15 protein-coding genes are annotated in these 19,682 nt (G+C 57.4%); 7 read left to right on the top strand and 8 right to left on the bottom strand.

All coding sequences use genetic code 11. The annotated features are described in order from the left end of the window. Positions 1–126 precede the first annotated feature (126 nt). Together B2590_RS07770 and B2590_RS07765 are read left to right on the top strand one after the other, a co-directional pair. Complete coding sequence (locus B2590_RS07770) at positions 127–1,356, top strand: DUF445 domain-containing protein (protein ID WP_127401835.1); 1,230 nt, start codon at positions 127–129, stop codon at positions 1,354–1,356. A gap of 114 nt (positions 1,357–1,470) precedes the next feature. Beyond that, positions 1,471–2,511 carry an HDOD domain-containing protein gene (locus B2590_RS07765; protein ID WP_036208938.1) on the top strand — a complete coding sequence of 347 codons (1,041 nt, stop codon included), beginning with the start codon at positions 1,471–1,473 and terminating at the stop codon, positions 2,509–2,511. Here B2590_RS07765 and B2590_RS07760 read toward each other — a convergent pair. The 4 genes from B2590_RS07760 to B2590_RS07745 all read right to left on the bottom strand — a co-directional run bounded on the left by B2590_RS07760 (position 2,508) and on the right by B2590_RS07745 (position 7,993). Next, on the bottom strand, positions 2,508–3,830 hold the full coding sequence (locus B2590_RS07760; RefSeq protein WP_041334063.1) for a YihY/virulence factor BrkB family protein: 1,323 nt from the start codon (positions 3,828–3,830) through the stop codon (positions 2,508–2,510). The two genes, B2590_RS07765 and B2590_RS07760, sit on opposite strands and share 4 nt — an antisense overlap. Positions 3,831–3,929: 99 nt before the next feature. After that, positions 3,930–5,666 carry a methyl-accepting chemotaxis protein gene (locus B2590_RS07755; protein WP_036208933.1) on the bottom strand — a complete coding sequence of 579 codons (1,737 nt, stop codon included), beginning with the start codon at positions 5,664–5,666 and terminating at the stop codon, positions 3,930–3,932. Positions 5,667–5,677: 11 nt separating this feature from the next. Beyond that, positions 5,678–6,895 carry a maltose/maltodextrin ABC transporter substrate-binding protein MalE gene (gene malE / locus B2590_RS07750; RefSeq protein ID WP_036208930.1) on the bottom strand — a complete coding sequence of 406 codons (1,218 nt, stop codon included), beginning with the start codon at positions 6,893–6,895 and terminating at the stop codon, positions 5,678–5,680. Positions 6,896–7,057: 162 nt separating this feature from the next. Then, positions 7,058–7,993, bottom strand: coding sequence for a D-2-hydroxyacid dehydrogenase (locus tag B2590_RS07745; protein ID WP_036208928.1), 936 nt, complete (start codon positions 7,991–7,993; stop codon positions 7,058–7,060). A gap of 97 nt (positions 7,994–8,090) precedes the next feature. Here B2590_RS07745 and tmpT point away from each other — a divergent pair, with 97 nt between their 5' ends. The 4 genes from tmpT (at position 8,091) to B2590_RS07725 (ending at position 13,773) form a co-directional block, all read left to right on the top strand. Next, entirely contained in the window at positions 8,091–8,744 is a 654-nt protein-coding gene (gene tmpT, locus B2590_RS07740) for a thiopurine S-methyltransferase (RefSeq protein ID WP_036208925.1), read from the top strand. Positions 8,745–8,977: 233 nt separating this feature from the next. Next, a complete protein-coding gene (locus B2590_RS07735) occupies positions 8,978–10,900 on the top strand; it encodes a PrkA family serine protein kinase (protein WP_127401836.1) in 1,923 nt (640 codons plus the stop codon). Positions 10,901–10,939: 39 nt separating this feature from the next. Continuing rightward, positions 10,940–12,229, top strand: coding sequence for a YeaH/YhbH family protein (locus tag B2590_RS07730; protein ID WP_208855183.1), 1,290 nt, complete (start codon positions 10,940–10,942; stop codon positions 12,227–12,229). Further along, the gene (locus tag B2590_RS07725; RefSeq protein WP_127401837.1) at positions 12,226–13,773 is read left to right on the top strand and encodes a SpoVR family protein; all 1,548 of its coding nucleotides are present in this window, start codon (positions 12,226–12,228) and stop codon (positions 13,771–13,773) included. The genes B2590_RS07730 and B2590_RS07725 overlap by 4 nt, the downstream gene beginning before the upstream one ends. 16 nt (positions 13,774–13,789) lie before the next feature. Here B2590_RS07725 and B2590_RS07720 read toward each other — a convergent pair whose 3' ends face one another. The 4 genes from B2590_RS07720 to B2590_RS07705 all read right to left on the bottom strand — a co-directional run bounded on the left by B2590_RS07720 (position 13,790) and on the right by B2590_RS07705 (position 17,956). Beyond that, complete coding sequence (locus tag B2590_RS07720; protein ID WP_228712262.1) at positions 13,790–15,862, bottom strand: TonB-dependent receptor family protein; 2,073 nt, start codon at positions 15,860–15,862, stop codon at positions 13,790–13,792. Between the two features lie 19 nt (positions 15,863–15,881). Then, positions 15,882–16,607: an LrgB family protein gene (locus B2590_RS07715; RefSeq protein WP_036208912.1), complete on the bottom strand. Its 726-nt coding sequence runs from the start codon at positions 16,605–16,607 to the stop codon at positions 15,882–15,884. Beyond that, on the bottom strand, positions 16,600–16,980 hold the full coding sequence (locus B2590_RS07710; protein ID WP_075194425.1) for a CidA/LrgA family protein: 381 nt from the start codon (positions 16,978–16,980) through the stop codon (positions 16,600–16,602). The genes B2590_RS07715 and B2590_RS07710 overlap by 8 nt, the downstream gene beginning before the upstream one ends. A gap of 64 nt (positions 16,981–17,044) precedes the next feature. Then, positions 17,045–17,956 carry a bile acid:sodium symporter family protein gene (locus B2590_RS07705; RefSeq protein WP_127401838.1) on the bottom strand — a complete coding sequence of 304 codons (912 nt, stop codon included), beginning with the start codon at positions 17,954–17,956 and terminating at the stop codon, positions 17,045–17,047. Positions 17,957–18,223: 267 nt separating this feature from the next. Between B2590_RS07705 and B2590_RS07700 the strand changes: the two genes are divergently transcribed. After that, complete coding sequence (locus B2590_RS07700; RefSeq protein WP_286811492.1) at positions 18,224–19,681, top strand: WS/DGAT/MGAT family O-acyltransferase; 1,458 nt, start codon at positions 18,224–18,226, stop codon at positions 19,679–19,681. The last annotated feature ends 1 nt before the right edge of the window (position 19,682 follow it).

Here is a 19,682-nt window from a genome sequence, read left to right as displayed (position 1 = left end):
TTCCAAAACTGTGCGGAGCCATGGATGGCGGAGCCCAAGCGCCACAGGGATGTGCCGCAAGGAGCGTGTTTTGGAAAGGCCTCCCCGTAATGCAGCAAACTCCAGAACCCAAAAAGCGAACACCGGATGACAAGCCTGCTAAGCACCCCAGAATTCTGGCAATACCTCAGTATCCCCGTCATTGCCGCCCTGATCGGCTGGACCACGAACTGGCTGGCCATCAAAATGACTTTCTACCCGCTGGAATTCGTCGGCAAGCCCCCGTTACTGGGCTGGCAGGGCATCATCCCCTCAAAGGCCCGAAAAATGGCCGCCATCAGCGTCGACGCCACCATCTCCAAGATTGGCACCGTGCAGGAAATCTTCCAGCAAATCGACCCCAAGGTACTGGCAGCCCACATCCTCTACACCGTCGAACCCCGCACCGAAGAATACGTCGACGAACTGATGCTCAAGGAATATCCCACCTTCTGGGAAAACCTGCCCTCCTCAGCCAGGAACATGGTCTACGACCGGGTACGCAAGTCCACCCCGCAACTGGTGGACAACCTGGTGGGTGACGTTTCCGACAACATCGAAGACCTGCTCGACATCAAAAGCATGGTCATCGAACGCCTGGCCAAGGACAAACGGCTGCTGAACCGGATCTTCATCGAGTGCGGGGAAGTGGAATTCCGTTTCATCATCAACTCCGGGTTCTATTTCGGCTTCCTGTTCGGCCTGGTTCAGATGACCGTCTGGTATTTCTACCAAAGCTGGTGGGTACTGCCTTTCTTCGGCCTGATGGTGGGCTGGGCAACCAACTGGATCGCGCTGAACGTGATCTTCCGGCCCTTGCACGAAAAGAAAGTCGGCCCTTTCCGATTCCAGGGACTGTTCCTCAAACGCCAGCAGGAAGTCGCCGAATCCTTCTGCCACATCGTCACCCACGAAATACTCACGGTTGGCAACATCATCAACGCCATACTGGAGGGCCCAAAGGGCGACCGGGCCCGCAACATGGTCAAAAAACACATTAAACCCCTGGTGGACGAAACCGCCGGCATGGGTAAGGCCCTGACTCAGATGGCGTTTGGACCAACAGGCTTTGCGACCCTAAAGAACCAGGTCGGCAAAAAAGCCATCGAAATTTCGCAAACCTCCTTCAATAACCCGGTGTTCGAAACCGACCGGGCAAGGGCCGTGGAAAGCATCATGGTGGAGCGCATGATTGCCCTCTCATCTGAGGAATTTCAAGACCTTCTTCGACCCTGCTTCCAGGAGGACGAAATCAAACTGATCCTGGTGGGCGCCTTCCTGGGTTTCGCCGCCGGTATCTGCCAATTGGTGTTCGTCTTCGGAGGCTCTGTTTTCTGAGGCTCTAGTGCCAAAAAGCCTGCTGTTATACTGTGCATAGCCGCTAGCTCATTCTATACTCGCGGTGTACGGGTATGTATTTCCCGGCGACTATTCTTTTCCCGGAGGCATCGGATGCCAGGCTTTATTTCCTGGATTTCAGGACTTTTCTCGTCCGACAAACCAACAACCGCAACAGCACCTGAATCCCGCCTGCTCAACCCGGTTGTTTCAACAAACGACAGCCCGGACATAGACCCGGCCCTGATCGACAAATTGGAAGAACGTCTGTTTTGCTGGCTGCTTGACTCACCCCCTGCCACGCTGCGCTCAGAAACCGGGCAATGGGATGAAGTGCTGGAAAAACTGCGCTGGCGAATCGCCAATAGTGAACTGGACGAATTACCGCGCCAACCCATGACCCTGCCGATGCTGATGCGGGCACTCTCCGATGCCAATACAGGCCGTAACCAACTGACGGAGATCATCCTCAATGACCCCGCGTTGACCGACCAACTACTGCAAATTGCCAACAGCCCTTACTTCCGCACCGGCGACCAGTCCATCGACTCGGTGGACCAGGCGGTCTTTGTTCTGGGTATGGACGGTATTCGCAACGTTATTTCCGCCGCCATCATGCGGCCGATGATGGCGGCCAGGAACAGTCGGGAAGCACTCTTTGCACAACGGGTATGGCGCTGGGGGCTCACCTGTGCCCGTAGTGCGGAGTTGATTGCGAAGATTCAGGGCCAGGATAGCAGCGTCTATTTCATGGCAGGCCTACTGCCAGCACTCTCTTACATCACACTACGAAGGGAGTTGCAGCGCGTCTGCAGGACGGAATCCGGGCTGGCGGAACCGCCACCCTCGCTGATCCACATCGCCCTTTCCCGCTACCAGTGGGCCACGTCACAACTACTGGCCAATGAATGGGGGCTGCCGCCTAAATACCACGCCCAGCTTCTGGCGGCGGAGCGGCCGGCGCCGAGGCAGCAACACACCCCGCTGAACGACGGTATTATTATCGGCACCCGGGAGGTGTTACGCCATGCCCACCAGCGCAATATGCCGGAAGACGACGTATTGCGTATTACTAACATCTCGAGGGAGCAGTTTACGCGGGTACGCAAGGTGATCCTCGATACCCTGGAAGCGGGTGCAAAAACCCGCGCCTAGGTTTTTTCTCCGTAACCCCCTTCCTGCTTCAGCAGTTCGGCGAAGGACACCGATTCGTGCTCCGGAGGGCGTTCCATCAGATGGCTCGGCACGGCATAAGGTAAACGGTCAGCAACCCGATCCTCATCACGACGTATGGCTTCCAGCACGCTGCCAACGGTGATCCTCTCGAGGGACTGGCCCGGGGCCAGGCAATCGCCGTTGCGACCGGCCAATGTCAGCAGTCTGGCGCGGATCAGCTTGTCGCTGATACCACGGGTCACCTCCCCCGGCACCCTGAGTTGCTGCTCAACCGCTTCCTGCTGCGGTGCCGGCCGGCCCTCGCTGAAGGGTTTCGCCACCAGCCACATCAACGCCAGCCCGGTTTTTTCCAGAAGTTCCGGCGACAACCGCACCTGGCGGCGTTTGGCCACCGAGCCCGGGTTCTGGAGATAGAAGGCAATGCTGGACCCCAGCAGCAGAATCATCCAGTTGAGGTACACCCAGATCAACAGGATGATGCCGATTGCGAAACTGGAATAGATGGCAGCGTACTTGGCGGAACCGGCGACAAACGACGCAAACAGCATACCCGCCGCCTGCCAGGATATACCTGCCACCAGTCCACCGATGAACGCATAGCGAAGCTTCACCCGGGTGTTGGGAATGAACACGTATACGAAGGTGAACGCCCCGACCACCAGCATGAATGGGGTAAAGCGGGTGGCGAAGACAATCATGGAGCCGAGCGGTTCGATTTCCATCAGCGCCTGCACGAACGCCGACGAGAAAATGGTGGCACTGATACCGATGGCCGACACCATCAACAACGGCCCCACCATGATAACGCTGAGATAATTACTGAAGCGCTGGGCCATCGAGCGCATGTCCGGCACCCGCCAGATCATGTTGAAAGAACGCTCGATCTTCTGCACCAGTGACACCACGGTATAAACCAGCAGTGCCAGGCCGACCGAGCCGAGCACACCCACTTTCATGTTATCCACGAAGCCCAGAATCTGCTCGGCAATCTCGACGCCCTGGGGGCCCATGGGCCGAAAGAACTGGAACAGGAAGGGTTCCATACGCTGGTGTACGCCCAGCGCCTTGAGCACCGAAAAGCTCAAGGCCAGCAACGGCACAATACTCAGCAAGGTGGTATACACCAGGCTCATGGCATGAAGCGTCAGGTTGCCACTAACGACGTCCCGCACCAGCGCATAGGCGGTACGCCCGGTTTTATAAAGCCAGGTCCATGGCCAGTGTTGCGGTGGATTGGGATTGGCGAGAATCCAGGTTTCCGCAGACTGAAGCCGATCTTTGAATTGAAATGAAGCCACACAACGTCCTGTTTGCCAGTGTTTTGTACAGATTATCAGTCAGATACCAAATCACAACAAAGTATGGCGTATTGTGTGGCTTTTACTAGCGGTTTCGGCTCAGTATCGGAACTGGCTGATATTTCCTCTCAGCACTTCGCTCAGTGACGCGAGGGAATCGGTCATGCTTCCGGTATCGCGGGCATTGTCTGAAATGTCTTCAATCTGGCGCTTGAGGTTGATCAGGTTTTCGTCGATTTTGCTGACAGCCTCGCTCTGCTCAGCCGCAGCCTGGGCGACCTGTTGGTTGAGCAAACGCATCTCGCCCGCCTTCTCATCGATCAGCCCCAGGCTCTCGCTGCATTGCCGGATGCGCTGGACGGTTGTACGGCTCTCCTCCCGCCCCGCCTCCACCGCTTCAACGGCATCACGGGATTGTGCCTGCAACGATGACACGAGATCGTCTATCTGCCCGGTCGAGTTCGCCGTCTGGCTGGCCAGACCCCGCACTTCGTCGGCCACAATGGCAAACCCCCGGCCCATTTCACCGGCCCTGGCCGCTTCAATGGCAGCGTTCAATGCCAGCAGGTTGGTTTTCTCCGAAATGCCCCGGATTACATCCACGACCTGGCCGATAGACTGGCTTTGGCTGGCCAGCCCGGCGATGGTTTCGGCCACGGCTTCCACTCGTGTTTCCAGCCTAGCCATGGCGGCAACGGCTTCATCCGCCGATTGACCGCCACTGTGCGTCAATCCACCAACCTCATCGGCAAGGCATGCCGCGTGGTTGGCACTCTTCCGGACTTCTTCCGCAGTGACAGTAACTTCGTTTGCAGCTGTCGCCACCAGACTGGTTTCCTGTTGCTGGCGTCCAACCTGGTCGGCAAGACTCTGACTGCTTTCCCGTCCCTGAGCCGCCATATCCCCCAATTCATTGGTGGAGGCAGCGACATGACCGATCAGACCGCCAAATCGCGCCAGCATCTGATCAAAGGCGCGGGTGATCACGCTTAATTCATCGTTCTTGCGGTACTCGAGGCTGCCCCGCAGGTCATTGTCGGCCTGTATTTCGCCAATACGCTGCCCCAACCTGCGCACCGGACGAAGCAGTGAACGCAGGAACAGCGTGCCCAGCAACAATGCCGAGATAACGAGCGCGCCAGCCATTATCAGGCTGACCGATCCAGCCCGATCAATTTCGTGTCGAATAGCACCGCCACTTATGGCGACCTGATCACTGGCACGTCTGACTGTCTCTCCGGCTTCCAACACGCCCCCGGTGAGTACGGCCTCCCGTTGCTGGTAGCCGCTGCGGATATCGTTGAGGCTAGCCGTGAGACTAACGGCCTGTTCCCGGGCGACCTCCGCCATCGAACGCCCCATCAGCATCATGGACTTTTCAAAGAACTCGAACATTTTTTCGCCGAGCGTGCGGTACTGCTCCACGGTTTCTGTCATTTCCGCGATCTCCGCCTGCAGGCTGCTATCGGCCGCCACCATGGCAGCCAGTTCGTCCACCAACTGTTCGGAGGCGGCTTGAGCCTTGTCCAGGGACTCCATGTCCGCATTTAGAGCGGCGTGAAAATACCAATACTGCATCGCACCCATATGTTGCTGGGCGACCGTAACGCGTTCGGACAGCTTGCCCAACGCCCTTTGCTGGTCAATGAGTTCGGACTGCTCATCAATGGCAACCATTTGGCCGGCGATGCCGCGTGCCTGCTGATCAACACTGTCACCAATGCCGGCTATGCGCTGGTAAACCAGGGCCGATGACGCAACGGACAGGCCAATCAACAGGGTAAACAACAGGATCACCCGGGAACGGATGGTCAATTCTAATCGGGGGAATGCCATAGCGAGCTCACTCAGTTCGTAACGTAATGCCGGCGTGTCCAGCCCCGCATGTCATCCAGCCTTTCAAGCCGACCTGCAGCCTCCTTGAGCGTGGACGCTATGGGGTAATCATCGGCCAGCATGCCGTCAAAGCGGATGGTCATCAGATCCCAGAAGCGTTTCATCTCAGGAATGTTGGGCATGATTTCCCCACGACTGGCGGAGCGGAAGGTATGGTCAATAAACGGGTCTTCGCTGAGGGTTTTCACCACTTCCAGATGGGCCACGGCGCCAAGGGGCTTGTCGTCATTCACGGCGTGCAGGCCGGATTCGGTCAGCAGATAGTCCTCCATGAACTGACGGGCCAGTTCATGGTTGGTGGATACCGCGCTGATCCCCGCGGCCAGCACGCCCACAAAGGGTTTTCCAGGTTCACCGCTGACAGTGGGCACGTCGGCTATGCCCACGTTTATACCGGCGTCCCGTATCTCACTCCAGGCCCAGGGACCGTTAATGATCATCGCAGTCTGACCGGCCTTGAAGCCGTCCATCATGGTGCCGTAATCCGCATCTGCCGACAGCACACCGGAATCCAGCAAGTCTTTTATGCCTGCCACGGCACCGACAGCGCCATCTGTGTCCACACCAACATCGGAGAGGTCGTAAACCTGGTTTTCCAGGCCGAAACTGTACCCACCGGATCCGGCGAACACTGGCCAGGAAAAATACACATTCTTGTAGTCCCAGGAGATGGCCTCAATACCCTGTGCGCTCAGTCGTTGATGCTCAGCTTTCACGCCTTTCAGAGTGGCGGGCGGTGTTGAGACCAAATCCTTGTTGTAGAGCAGACTGACCACTTCCATGGCGATTGGGTAGCCATACACCCGATCGCCCACGGAAACCGCCTGCCAGGCAAAGGGTGCAATAGCCTCACGCACCTGCTCGGACGGCTCGATGGGGCGCAGGTGGCCCTCATTGATCCAGCTTCCAAAACGATCATGGGGCCAGATCACGATATCGGGCGCCTTGGAGGAATAGCCATAATGGTCGTACTCGGAGGTGAGATCGTCCGGCGTCTCCACGGTCACAGGAATGCCGGTTTCGGCTTCGAAGCGTCGGCCAACCTCAGCCAGCCCTTCATACCCCTTGTCGGAGTTGATCCAGATAAGCAATTCACCGCGTTCAAAGGAGAATGCCGGTGCAGAAAAGAAAACACAGGAAAGCATAAGAGCCAGGAGAGGTCTGATCATAGGTATCGCCCTGTTGTTATTGTTTGAGCGTTGGTGAAACGCATGCCCCTATCGGGGGCATTTCACAGGGAGTTTAGGCGGGGAAGAACCGCAGCCGCGTCATACGGCTGCGAACTTTTCAGGGGGGAGTGAGGGGGCGTACCCGGGAAAACCGTCAGAAAATCAGACCAGCGAAGACAGATTACGCGCCGTAATATCGACGATCCGTTGCCGCGCTTCCCGACTCGCCCAGGCCGAATGTGGCGTCACAATCAGGTTGGGAATATCATCCGCCAGCAACGCATTGCCATTTCGGGGCGGCTCCTCCGTCAGCACATCAAAGCCGGCACCGCCAATAGTCCCCGCCCGCAGGGCATCCGCAAGCGCCTGCTCGTCCACCAGGCCGCCACGGCTGGTATTGATCAGCAGCGCCTCCTTTTTCATCATCTTCAGTTCGCGGGCGCCTATCATATTCCGGGTGTCGTCCGTCAGCAGGCAGTGAAGCGACAGCACATCCACTTTGGGCAGCAGCTCATCCAGGGGAATCCGGGGGTAACCATCCACCTCACCAGTTGCCTGTCCGGGCCTTGCGCCAAGCACAATATTCATCCCAAACGCCTTTGCGCGCTCCACAACGCCCTGCCCAAGGTCGCCATAGCCAACAACCCCCAGCGTGCGCCCTTCCAGTTCCATGATGGGATGATCCATCAGGCAGAACATCGAGCTTTGCCCCCAGCGCCCGGCCCGCACGTCCTTGTCGTAATCCACCAAGCGCGTGGCCAGCGCGAGAATCAACGCCATGGTGTGCTGCGCCACGGTGGAGCGGCCATAGTTGGTCACGTTCATCACCGTTACGCTGTGGTCTTTCGCCGCGTCCTTATCAATGTTGTTCAGCCCCGTCGCCACCACCGCAACCGTCTTTAGCTCCGGGCAGGCCTCGAAGTGCTCCCGCGACAGCACAACCTTATTCACCAATACCGTGTCGAACCCCCGTATGCGCTCCTGCACCTGCTCGGGGGACGTTCGCGGATGTTTGACCATTTCCCCGGTCACTGCCTCAATCGGCGAGAGGTCCACATCGTTACCCAGTGTGTCTGCATCCAGAAATACGGCTTTCATTCGTCGTTCCTTATTCATGAAGTTTTTGGCCGACCAACAGAGCCCCAGATTAAGTTAGACTGAGCGAAACCTCCAATTGGCGAAAAGGGGAACACTCATGGAACATCAGTTCTGGCACGAACGCTGGGCCAAGAAAGAAATCGGCTTCCACGAAGGCACCGTCAATCAGTACCTCCATGACCACTGGCCAGAGCTCGCCGGCAATGGCACCGGTACCGTGCTCGTTCCCCTGTGCGGAAAGGCCCATGACATGTGGTGGCTCCATGACCGCGGCCACGCTGTCATCGGCGTGGAATTGAGTGACGTTGCCTGCAAGGACTTCTTCGAAGAGGGCCAGGAGAAAGCGAAGGTTCACCCGGGTGAACCCTTCACCAAATTTGCCCACGACGATCTCCAGCTTTGGTGCGGCGACTTTTTCCAGTTGGTGCCGGAGGACCTGAAGCACGTCCGGCTGGTGTACGATCGTGCTGCCCTGATCGCCCTGCCACCCCACATGCGCCAGGATTATGTCGACCACCTGACCGCCGTGATTCCGGATGGCACCCGCATACTTCTGATCACCCTGGACTACGACACCGACATCAAGGGCCCGCCGTTCAATGTCAGTGACGAAGAAGTACTGAAACTATACTCCGCTGATTACGAGATCGAACATATACTCACCAATACGCTGGCAAAAGATCACCCTTTTACCAAGCGTAAAGGGCTTGCTGGCGCGACGGAGAGTGTGTTCCGTCTCAGCAAGCGCTGATACACAATTTAATGAACCTTAACGCTTTTACGCCTGTCCAAGTCCCGAAGCTTGAACTAAGCTCACAGTAACAAGACCGACATAAACGCGTCAGCGTAAATCGGTCTGTTACTCCCTTTACTTCCACCCATAACCATAACGACCGCCTGGAGCGGCGGACCCAACAGCAACGGGGATATTGTGTGAACTAAAAGCTGTCTTTTCATGGCAAGAGAGCAAGCGAGGGGCCATCTATGAGCATAATGCAGCATTTCAAAGACCGGTATGAAGCAACTCAAGAAGAAGAATACACTCTTGAGGAATACCTGGAGATCTGCAAAAAGGACCCGGCGGCATACGCCACTGCCGCAGAGAGGATGTTACTGGCCATTGGCGAGCCGGAACATATCGACACATCCCGTGACTCCCGGCTGTCACGTATCTTTTCCAACAAGGTGATCAAGCGTTACCCGGAATTCTCCGAGTTCTATGGCATGGAAGAAGCCGTGGAAAACATTGTCTCCTTCTTCCGCCACGCTGCCCAGGGCCTGGAAGAGAAGAAACAGATCCTCTACCTGCTCGGCCCCGTCGGTGGCGGCAAGTCCTCGCTCGCTGAAAAACTCAAGTCACTGATGCAGAAAGTGCCCTTTTATGCGATCAAAGGGTCACCCGTTAACGAGTCGCCACTAGGCCTGTTCGATCCAGCCGAGGATGCCAGCATTCTGGAAGAGGAATACGGCATCCCGCCCCGCTACCTCAAGTCCATCATGTCGCCCTGGGCGGTAAAACGCCTGCACGAGTATGGCGGCGACATCAGTCAGTTCCGTGTGGTCAAGATGTACCCGTCGGTACTGGACCAGGTGGGTGTATCCAAGACCGAGCCGGGTGATGACAATAACCAGGACATCTCCGCCCTCGTAGGCAAGGTGAATATCCGCATGCTGGAAGACTTCTCCCAGGATGACCCGGACGCCTACAGCTTCAGCGGCGGCCTGTGCAAGGCCAACCAGGGCCTGATGGAATTCGTGGAAATGTTCAAGGCGCCCATCAAGGTGCTGCATCCGTTGCTCACCGCCACCCAGGAAGGCAACTACAACACCACCGAAGGCATGGGCTCCGTGCCGTTCGACGGTATTATCCTGGCCCACTCCAACGAGTCCGAGTGGCAGACCTTCCGTAACAACAAGCACAATGAGGCCTTCCTTGACCGGGTATACATCGTCAAGGTGCCCTACTGCCTGCGGGTGACGGAAGAGATTGATATCTATCGCAAATTGCTGCGCGACAGTTCCCTCTCCGGCGCCCCCTGCGCACCGGACACCCTGGATATGCTGGCGCAGTTCTCCATCCTGTCGCGGCTCAAAGAGCCGGAAAACTCCAGTATCTTTTCCAAGATGCGGGTTTACGATGGCCAGAACATCAAGGACACCGACCCGAAAGCTAAATCGATTCAGGAATACCGGGATACAGCCGGCGTAAACGAGGGTATGGACGGACTGTCCACCCGTTTCGCATTCAAGATTCTGTCCAAGGTCTTCAACTTCGACACCACGGAAATAGCCGCAAACCCGGTTCATCTGCTCTATGTGCTGGAAAAACAGATCGAGCAGGAACAATTCCAGGCCGAGACCCACGACCGCTACCTGCGGTTTATCAAGGAGTTCCTGGCGCCTCACTACGTTGAGTTTATTGGCAAGGAAATCCAGACGGCTTACCTCGAAAGCTACAGCGAATACGGCCAGAACCTGTTCGATCGCTACGTCACCTATGCCGACTTCTGGATTCAGGATCAGGAATACCGTGATCCGGAAACCGGAGAAATTCTCGACCGCTCGTCCATTAACGACGAACTGGAGAAAATCGAGAAACCGGCCGGCATCAGTAACCCGAAAGACTTCCGTAACGAGGTGGTCAATTTCGTGTTGCGGGCACGGGCGAACAACCAGGGTCGCAACCCGTCCTGGCTCAGCTACGAAAAACTGCGCAGCGTGATCGAGAAGAAAATGTTCTCCAATACCGAGGACCTGCTGCCGGTTATTTCCTTCAATCCGAAGGCCAGCCAGGAGGATCAGAACAAGCACAAGCAGTTCGTCGAACGTATGGTCGATCGAGGCTACACGGAGAAACAGGTCCGTCTCCTTGCGGAATGGTACCTGCGGGTTCGTAAGTCTCAATAAGTCAGCCTTCATACGCTGAACTGGAGTGAAACTATGGGTATGACTCACGTAGTCGACCGGCGACTGAACGGCAAGAACAAGAGCGCGGTAAACCGGGAACGTTTCCTGCGCCGTTACCGCCATCATATCAAGAAGGCCGTGGCGGACGCGGTTCATCGGCGCTCCATTACGGATATTGAGCGTGGCGAGAATGTCAGTATTCCGTCCAGGGATACTGACGAACCGATTTTCCACCATGGCCAGGGCGGCAAACGGGAGATGGTGCATCCGGGCAACAAGGAGTTCGTCACCGGTGACACTGTGCCCAAACCTCCGGGAGGTGGCGGCGGAGGCCAGGGACAAGGCCAGGCCAGCCCGGATGGCGAAGGCATGGATGAGTTCGCCTTCCAGATCACCCAGGAAGAGTTCCTCGACTTTCTGTTTGATGATCTGGAGCTTCCCAATCTCGCCCGTAAAAAACTGAAAGACACCGAGGCGTTCAAATACGTTCGCTCCGGTTTTTCAACCCAGGGCATCCCCGCCAAGCTGGACGTGGTTCGCTCATTGCGGGGCGCCCATGCCCGACGCCTTGGCCTCGGTGGCGCGCGCCGCAAGAAAATCCGCCGAATGGAGGAAGAGCTGGCCGCACTGAGAAGTGCACCGGAGGATCTGGACCCGGCGTTCAGCCACGAGGACCAGATCAAAGCCCTGGAGGATGAAATTGCCGATCTCAAGGCCAATGTCCGGCGCATTCCGTTCATTGACGAGATTGACCTGCGTTACCGCCAGCACATCAAGAAGCCACAACCGGCCACCAGCGCCGTGATGTTTTGCCTGATGGATGTGTCCGGGTCGATGACCCAGATGCACAAGGACATCGCCAAACGCTTCTTTATTCTGCTGTATCTGTTCCTGAAGAAGAACTACAAGAAGATCGAAGTGGTCTTCATCCGCCACCACACCAGCGCCAAGGAAGTGGACGAGGAAGAGTTCTTCTACTCCCGGGAAACCGGCGGCACGATCGTATCCAGTGCTCTGAAACTGATGCACAAGATCATCGAGTCCCGCTACTCCCCTGCGGAGTGGAACATCTATGCCGCCCAGGCTTCGGACGGTGACAACTGGAACGATGACTCTCCCATCTGCAGCAAGTTGCTGGCCGACAGCATCCTGCCTTTGGTGCAGTACTACGCCTATGTGGAGATCACGCCCCAGGATCACCAGATGCTGTGGTACGAATACGAGAAGATTCAGGAGCGGTTCCCGCAGAGCTTCGCGCTGCAGCAGATTGCCGATCCTGGTGAAATTTATCCGGTCTTCCGCCAGCTGTTCGAGAGGAAAGCCGCATGACTGACACCATCGACAGACCCAACGAGCCGAAAACCCGGGAACCCATATCCACCAGTTCCGAGTGGACCTTCCCGCTGATCGAGAAATACGACAAGGAAATCGCCAAATGCGCGGCAGAGTTCGGCCTCGACACCTACCCCAACCAGGTGGAGGTGATCAGCGCCGAACAGATGATGGACGCCTACAGCTCCGTCGGCATGCCCGTGGGCTACCACCACTGGTCCTTCGGCAAGCAGTTCCTGTCTACCTCAAAAGGGTATCAGCGGGGGCAGATGGGCCTTGCCTACGAGATCGTGATCAACTCCGATCCCTGCATTGCCTACCTGATGGAGGAAAACACCCTGCCCATGCAGGCGTTGGTGATTGCTCATGCGTCCTATGGCCACAACTCTTTCTTCAAAGGGAATTATCTGTTCCGCACCTGGACGGATGCCAGCGCAATCATCGATTATCTGGTGTTTGCCCGTCACTACGTATCGGAATGTGAGGAACGCTACGGGCTGGATGCCGTGGAGGAAATCCTGGACTCCTGCCATGCCCTGATGAACTACGGGGTCGACCGCTACAAGCGCCCGGCGCCGATCTCTGCGGCAGAGGAGGCACGCCGGCAAAAAGAACGGGAAGAGTACCAGCAACGCAGGCTGAATGACCTGTGGCGTACCATTCCGAAGATGGGCGAGGACGACGACCCCGTCAAGCGCAAGCAGCGCTATCCGGAAGAACCGCAAGAGAACATTCTCTACTTCATCGAAAAGAATGCACCGCTGCTGGAAACCTGGCAGCGGGAAATCATCCGTATCGTTCGCAAACTGGGCCAATACTTCTACCCACAACGCCAGACCCAGGTCATGAACGAGGGCTGGGCCACCTTCTGGCACTACACCCTGCTACACAGAATGTACGACAAGGGCTTGGTGAACGACGGTTTCATGATGGAGTTCCTGCAAAGTCATACGGCCGTGGTTTACCAACCGCCTTTTGACAGCCCCTGGTATTCGGGCATCAACCCCTACACCCTGGGTTTTTCGATGTTTACCGATCTGCGTCGGATCTGTGAGAATCCCACCGACGAGGACCGCGAGTGGTTTCCGGACTTTGCCGGTTCTGACTGGTTGGAAACCCTGCACTTCGCCATGAAGAATTTCAAGGACGAAAGCTTTATCCAGCAGTTCCTGTCTCCAAAGGTGATGAGAGATTTGAAATTCTTTGCCATTCAGAACGATGACGAAGAGGACGTCTATCGGATCACCGCCATTCACGATGACCCGGGCTACCGTAACCTGCGCGAAAAGCTGGCACGGCAATACAACCTGAGCTACCGAGAACCGAATATTCAGGTATGGAACGTGGATGTCAGGGGGGATCGTTCACTCACCCTGCGGCATATTCCCGTCGACCGGGTTCCACTTGGCGACGACACTGACGAGGTTCTTCGCCACGTGCATCGTTTGTGGGGCTTTGATGTCCACCTGGAAAGCGTCGAAAACGGCGTGGTCATGGAAGAATGCCACTGCCCGCAACGGGAGCTGGATGACGCGGATTAGTCGCGGCCATTGATCATCAGAATGCCCACTCCAGCCCGGCATAAAAGGTTCTGCCGGGCGCAGGCTCATAGTAGCCCCGGTCTTCTATGGGCCTGTCCACGTTGGCATTAATGCGGATATTGCTGAAGTAGTCCTCATCCAGAAGATTGCGGATACCGCCGTAGACGCTGAATTTTTGACTGCCCACGCGAACGCTGTCACCGGCCCGAATCCCCAGCAGCCAGTAATCGCTGACCCTGGTTTGGTTGCTGTTCTCAGCGTACAGGTCACCCACGTACTGCCACTCCAGGGCAGCAAACCGTTGCCCGTCACCACGCCACTCCACTTCCGTAACCCATTGCTCCTGCGGTAACCCCGGCAGGCGATTGCCATCGGCGTCATTGCCCTGCTCGTCGGTAAAGTCCTTAAGCGTGTAGTCCGCGAGGGTCACGGCACTGGTTACCCGCCAGGTATAGGAGATATCCCACTTCAGGCCGAGCTCTACCCCATTCCGTTCCGTGCGGCCGGCGTTTTCGTAAAAGGTACGGTTATTGATCTCATAGGGCAGGATTTCGTCGTCCACCCGGATGGAGAACAGTGCCAGGTCATAACGGACCCCCTGCCCCAGGCTGCCGCGTATACCGACTTCCCGGTTAAGCGCCTGCTGGGGCTCAATGTCTGGATTGAAGCCACCGCTGCCGTCGGGATTGGCAAACTCCGTGAAGGTGGGTGCTTCAAAGGCCGTGCCCACCGTGGCGTAGAACTGCTGGCGTGGCGCCAACCGATAGCTGACTCCTGCAAAACCACTGAATTCCCGATAGGTGCGGCTGCCGGAATCGTCTCCGTCACTGATCCTGTGGTCATCCACCGACAGCCGCAGGCGATCAAACCGGGTGCCCAGAGACACGTTCAGGCGCTCCGTCAATGCCAGGTCACCCTGGGCAAACACCGCGGCGGTAGTGCCGTTCTGGGTTTCGTCCTGGGTTTGTCCGGTGACATCACCGTTAAACGACACCGAATAGCGCCGGCGTTCATCAACCTGGCGATGAAGGTCAACGCCCACCACCCAGGTCAGCGGAAGGCCCGCTACCTCGCTGCCCTGCTGGTAATCCGTACTGACGCCGTAGAACTGCCGGTCGTAGGCAATTCGGCTGGGGCCGGGAAACGGCAGTTGCTGGGCAAAATCACGGTGCGTAAAAAAGGTACTAACGGCCAGGTCCCCAGTACCCATCTCGGCGGTTTCATACAGCAACCCAAGCGTCTGCTGGTCAACGTCCTGGCCGGCGTCGAGCCGTTCGGCATTGGCCGTCGCCTGGCGGCGATCCTGTTCCACTTGGCTCGCTGTCAGGCCGGCGGGGTCTTCTGCTTTTGGCGTGTGCAAGGCATTGAAGGTGGCCGTTAAACGCTGCCCGGCTCCCCAACCATGAGACACCCGCCCATTGAAAAGGCCTTTCTCAACCTGGCTCTGATCGCGGTAACCGTTGTAGTTAAGCCAGGACGCAGTTGCGATGCCACTCGTCGCCCCCTCACTTCCGTTGGCCTGGAACGTGGTTTTGTAATAGTCGTTGCTTCCCACATCCTGACTTAGGCGCGCGCCCGGCGGCATTTCGTCTCCACGGGCCGTGGTAATGTCGATCACCCCACCGGAGGCGTTACCGTACTGAACCGACGACGGCCCGCGAATCACTTCAATGCGCTGTGCCGAGTCCAGGTCCACCGCATCAATCTGAGACTGCCCATCGGGCAACGTGTAGGGGATGCCATCCACCTGTATACGAATGCCGCGAATGCCGAATGGCGCCCGGGCACCAAAACCACGGGTGGACAGCCGCAGATTCTGGGCGAAGTTGTAGCGGTTCTGGAAGAACAGGCCAGGGACAGTATCCAGGGACTCGTCCAGTTGCAGCCTCTGCTGGCCCTCCTGGATGTCCGGGGCATTGGTCACGGACACCGCAGCGGGGGTCTCGTAGAGGTCTCTCTCAAGGCGGGGCGACGTCACCTTGATGACATTGTCTTGCGACTCCACGCTTTGCTGCGCATTGGCGGTGCCCCATGTTCCAGCGAATATCAGCGCCGAAAAGACCACGATCAACATTCTGATAATGACCACTTTACCTCCTGCTGCCGGGTTAAATACCGAGTAAATCCACCAACCAGGGCACAATCAATGCCGTCGCAAACGCCGACAGCGCCATCGCCAGCCCCGAAAAAGCGCCCATCTGGGAACTGACCTGAAATGCCCGTGCTGTGCCAATGCCATGGGCCGCCACACCCATGGCGATGCCTTTCACACTGTCGTCGGTGATACGCATCCATTCAAACAGTTTGGTACCGAGCACCGCACCGACAATACCAGTGGCCACCACCAGAACGGCGGTCAGGGACGGAATGCCGCCGATGGTTTCGGAGATCCCCATGGCAACCGGCGCCGTGGCGGATTTGGGCGCCAGGGACACCTGAATCTCAGTGGAGCCGCCAAGAAGCCAGGCAAGCCCAATGGAGCTGCCCGCTGCAATCACAACACCACACACCAGGGAAATGGATACCGGCAACCAGAGTTGGCGCAGCCGGGAAAACTGCTGGTAAAGGGGAACCGCCAGCGCCACCGTGGCAGGCCCCAACAGGAAGTGAACGAACTGCCCGCCTTCGAAGTACTCCTCGTAGGAGGTACCAGTGAGCATCAACAGGGCAATCAGCATCGCCACTGAGGTAACCACCGGATTGGCCAGGGGGCTGGAGTTGGACTTGAGATAGAGCCGATAGGCAAGGCCATAGGCCACCAGCGTAATGGTCAGGCCAAGCAACGGCGACGTTGAAAGATAAACCCAGATATCACGAATGACCGGCTCATTCATCCCGCTGCCCTCCCGCATTTTCGGGTCGGGCAAACCATCGCGAGGTTACCTGCATAATGCCGGCGGTGGCGACCATGGTGATAATAGTGGAGAGAAACAGGGCCAGCGTGATCGGCAGCCACTCATCCGCAATCCGGCTAAAATGACTCATCATGCCAACACCCGCCGGCACGAACAGTAGCGACAGATGGCTGAGCAATGCGCTGGAAGCGTTCTCAAGTGGCTCTGGCGTGGCGCCCCGAATCATCAGCGTCAGGAACAACATCACCATACCCAGCACGGGCCCTGGAATCGGCAGAGAGAGAAGACGAACAGTGACTTCCCCTACCAACTGATACACCAGCAGCAGGGTTATTCCGTTGAGAAAATTCATGGTGGCAGCTCCCGACAGAAAAAACGGCCCAAGTCAGGAGCATAGCCACTAAGCGGCCCCTTGCCTACCCGGCCTTGGTCTCTGTGCGCGGCGGGGTGGTGGTCGTGATGGTAGTCGCGGGAATCACTTTCCGGCCATAGGCCGCCAGCAGGAAACCGATCGGGAACATCAGCACGCCGTATACCGCCGCGGGAATCGACATGGTGCTGGACTCCAGCAGCGTCAGCGTTACCAACAGGGCAATGGTGCTGTTTTTGATGCCCAGCTCCACGGCAACTGCAATGGATTCGCGCTGGGTCAGGCCCACGACGCGGCCCGCCAGGAGCCCCAGGAATATACCGGCAATGTTCAACAGGAGGGTTGCCGGGCCGGCCTGTCGCAGCAGGTCCCAGATCTGGTCGCGCACGCCCCAGATCAGACCGACAACCAGCAACGCCAGAACCACACCCCCGAACACGCTGACTGCGCTTTCAGCACGGCGTGAGAGCTCTGGTGCCCGGGTACGGAAGATCATCCCAATCGCCACAGGAAACAGGACAATCCCCACCAGCATGCCTACCGTTCTTCCCACCGGCAGCGTGATGGACTCCTCCGTGCCGGCATAGAGTTGAAGCGCATAGTTGGTGAACAACGGCAGAGTCACGATGGTTATAAGACTGGCCGTGACCGTCAACACGATCGACAGGGCAATGTTCCCCCGGGACAGCAACACGAACAGGTTGGAGGTAGTGCCGCCCGGACAGGCCGCAATGATCACCAGCCCCACGGCAATGGCCGATGACAGGTCGAGCATGGAGGCAATGGCAAAGGCCACCATGGGCATGAGCAGTATCTGGGCAACGGTACCCACCACCATCCCTTTTGGATACACAGCCACTTGGCGGAAGTCCCTGACCGTCAGGGTCATACCTATACCGATCATGATAATAAACAGGGCAATCGGCAGCCCCGCAGAGATCAGTGGACTCGATTCCACAAAGCCTCCAAGGATTGTTGTTGTGATTAGATTAGCCAGCTAGTGAAAATAGCATAAGCCACCGAAAAAGAGTGAATGTGGATTCGCAACAACATGTAATTGCAGGAAGGACAGGAATGGGATTGCGCGCAAAAACCTGAACCTTTCAACCTGCTTGTTCGTGTGATTGTCCTGGTTGTTGCGTATACTTTCGAACAACAACTATACGAATCCAAACGCATCAGATTCAGTGCAGTTTGGCAGCTTCATAAAGCAAGAGGACGATCAATGAAACGCCTGGGCACACTAGACGCTTCCTGGTTGGCGGTGGAATCGGAAGACACCCCGATGCACGTCGGCAACCTGCAGATTTTTTCACTACCGGAAGATGCTCCGGAGACGTTTCTAAGAGACATGCTCGCCCGCATGAAAGCCGATGCCGATGTAGCGCCGCCCTGGTGCTACAAGCTCGCCTTTTCGGGGTTCCTGGGCCGCCTGGTCGCCCCGTCCTGGAAGGTCGACAAGAAGCTGGATCTCGACTACCACGTTCGACACTCGGCGTTGCCGCGCCCCGGCAGTGAACGGGAACTTGGCATCCTGGTATCCAGGCTGCATTCCAACCCGCTGGATTTCTCCCGCCCGCTGTGGGAATGCCACATTATCGAGGGCCTGGAGAACAACCGTTTTGCCCTCTACACCAAGATGCATCACTCCATGATTGATGGCATCAGCGGTGTTCGGCTGATGCAGCGGGTGCTCAGCAAGGACCCCGGTGAGATTAATATGCTGCCGCCATGGTCGGTACGCCCGGAACGGACACGGGGCAGCAAGACAGATTCCGAAGCCAGCATTTCAGCCGCCCTGTCCCAGGCCATGGAAGCCCTGAGAATTCAGGCCGACATGGCACCGAGGCTCTGGAATGCGATGAACCGCCTGATCCAGTCCGCACGGCACCCGGAAGAGGGGCTGACCGCGCCCTTTGCCGGCCCGGTTTCCGCCCTCAATCACCGGGTCACCGGCCAGCGGCGGTTTGCCACCCAGCACTACCAGCTCGAGCGGATCAAACAGGTCGCCCAGGCGTCCAACGGTTCCCTGAACGACATTGTGCTCTACCTCTGTGGCACTGCCCTGCGCCGCTTTCTTGTTGAACAGGATGGTTTGCCGGATACGCCACTCACCGCCGGAATTCCGGTGAATATCCGCCCCTCCGACGACCAGGGCACGGGTACCCAGATCAGCTTCATGATTGCCTCACTGGCGACCGACGAAGCCGACCCCCTCGAGCGACTGAAGAGCATCAAACACTCTACCCGCAGGGCCAAACAACACCTTCAGAAACTGCCGCGTAAAGCCCTGACCCAATACACCATGCTGCTGATGTCGCCCTACATCCTGCAGTTGATGTCAGGCCTGGGCGGGCGAATGCGCCCGGTGTTCAACGTGACCATCTCCAACGTGCCAGGGCCAGGGGAAACCCTCTACTATGAAGGAGCACGACTGGAGGCGATGTACCCGGTTTCGCTTATTGCCCACGGCGGTGCGCTCAACATTACTTGCCTGAGCTACGCCGGCTCGCTCAACTTCGGTTTCACGGGCTGCCGCGATACGTTGCCCAGTATGCAGAAGCTGGCGGTCTACACCGGTGAGGCTTTGGATGAACTGGAAAGCCTGGTTTCGCCACCACCGAATCAGACCAAATCCAACGCTCGAAAGGCGCCTCGCAAAAAGACTGCGGAAAAGAGCTAAC

The sequence above is a fragment of the Marinobacter sp. UBA3604 genome (genome assembly GCF_002375325.1).
GTDB lineage: Bacteria > Pseudomonadota > Gammaproteobacteria > Pseudomonadales > Oleiphilaceae > Marinobacter > Marinobacter salarius.
Note: the sequence above shows the minus strand (reverse complement) of the source record. Positions and strands in the feature narration are given on the sequence as shown.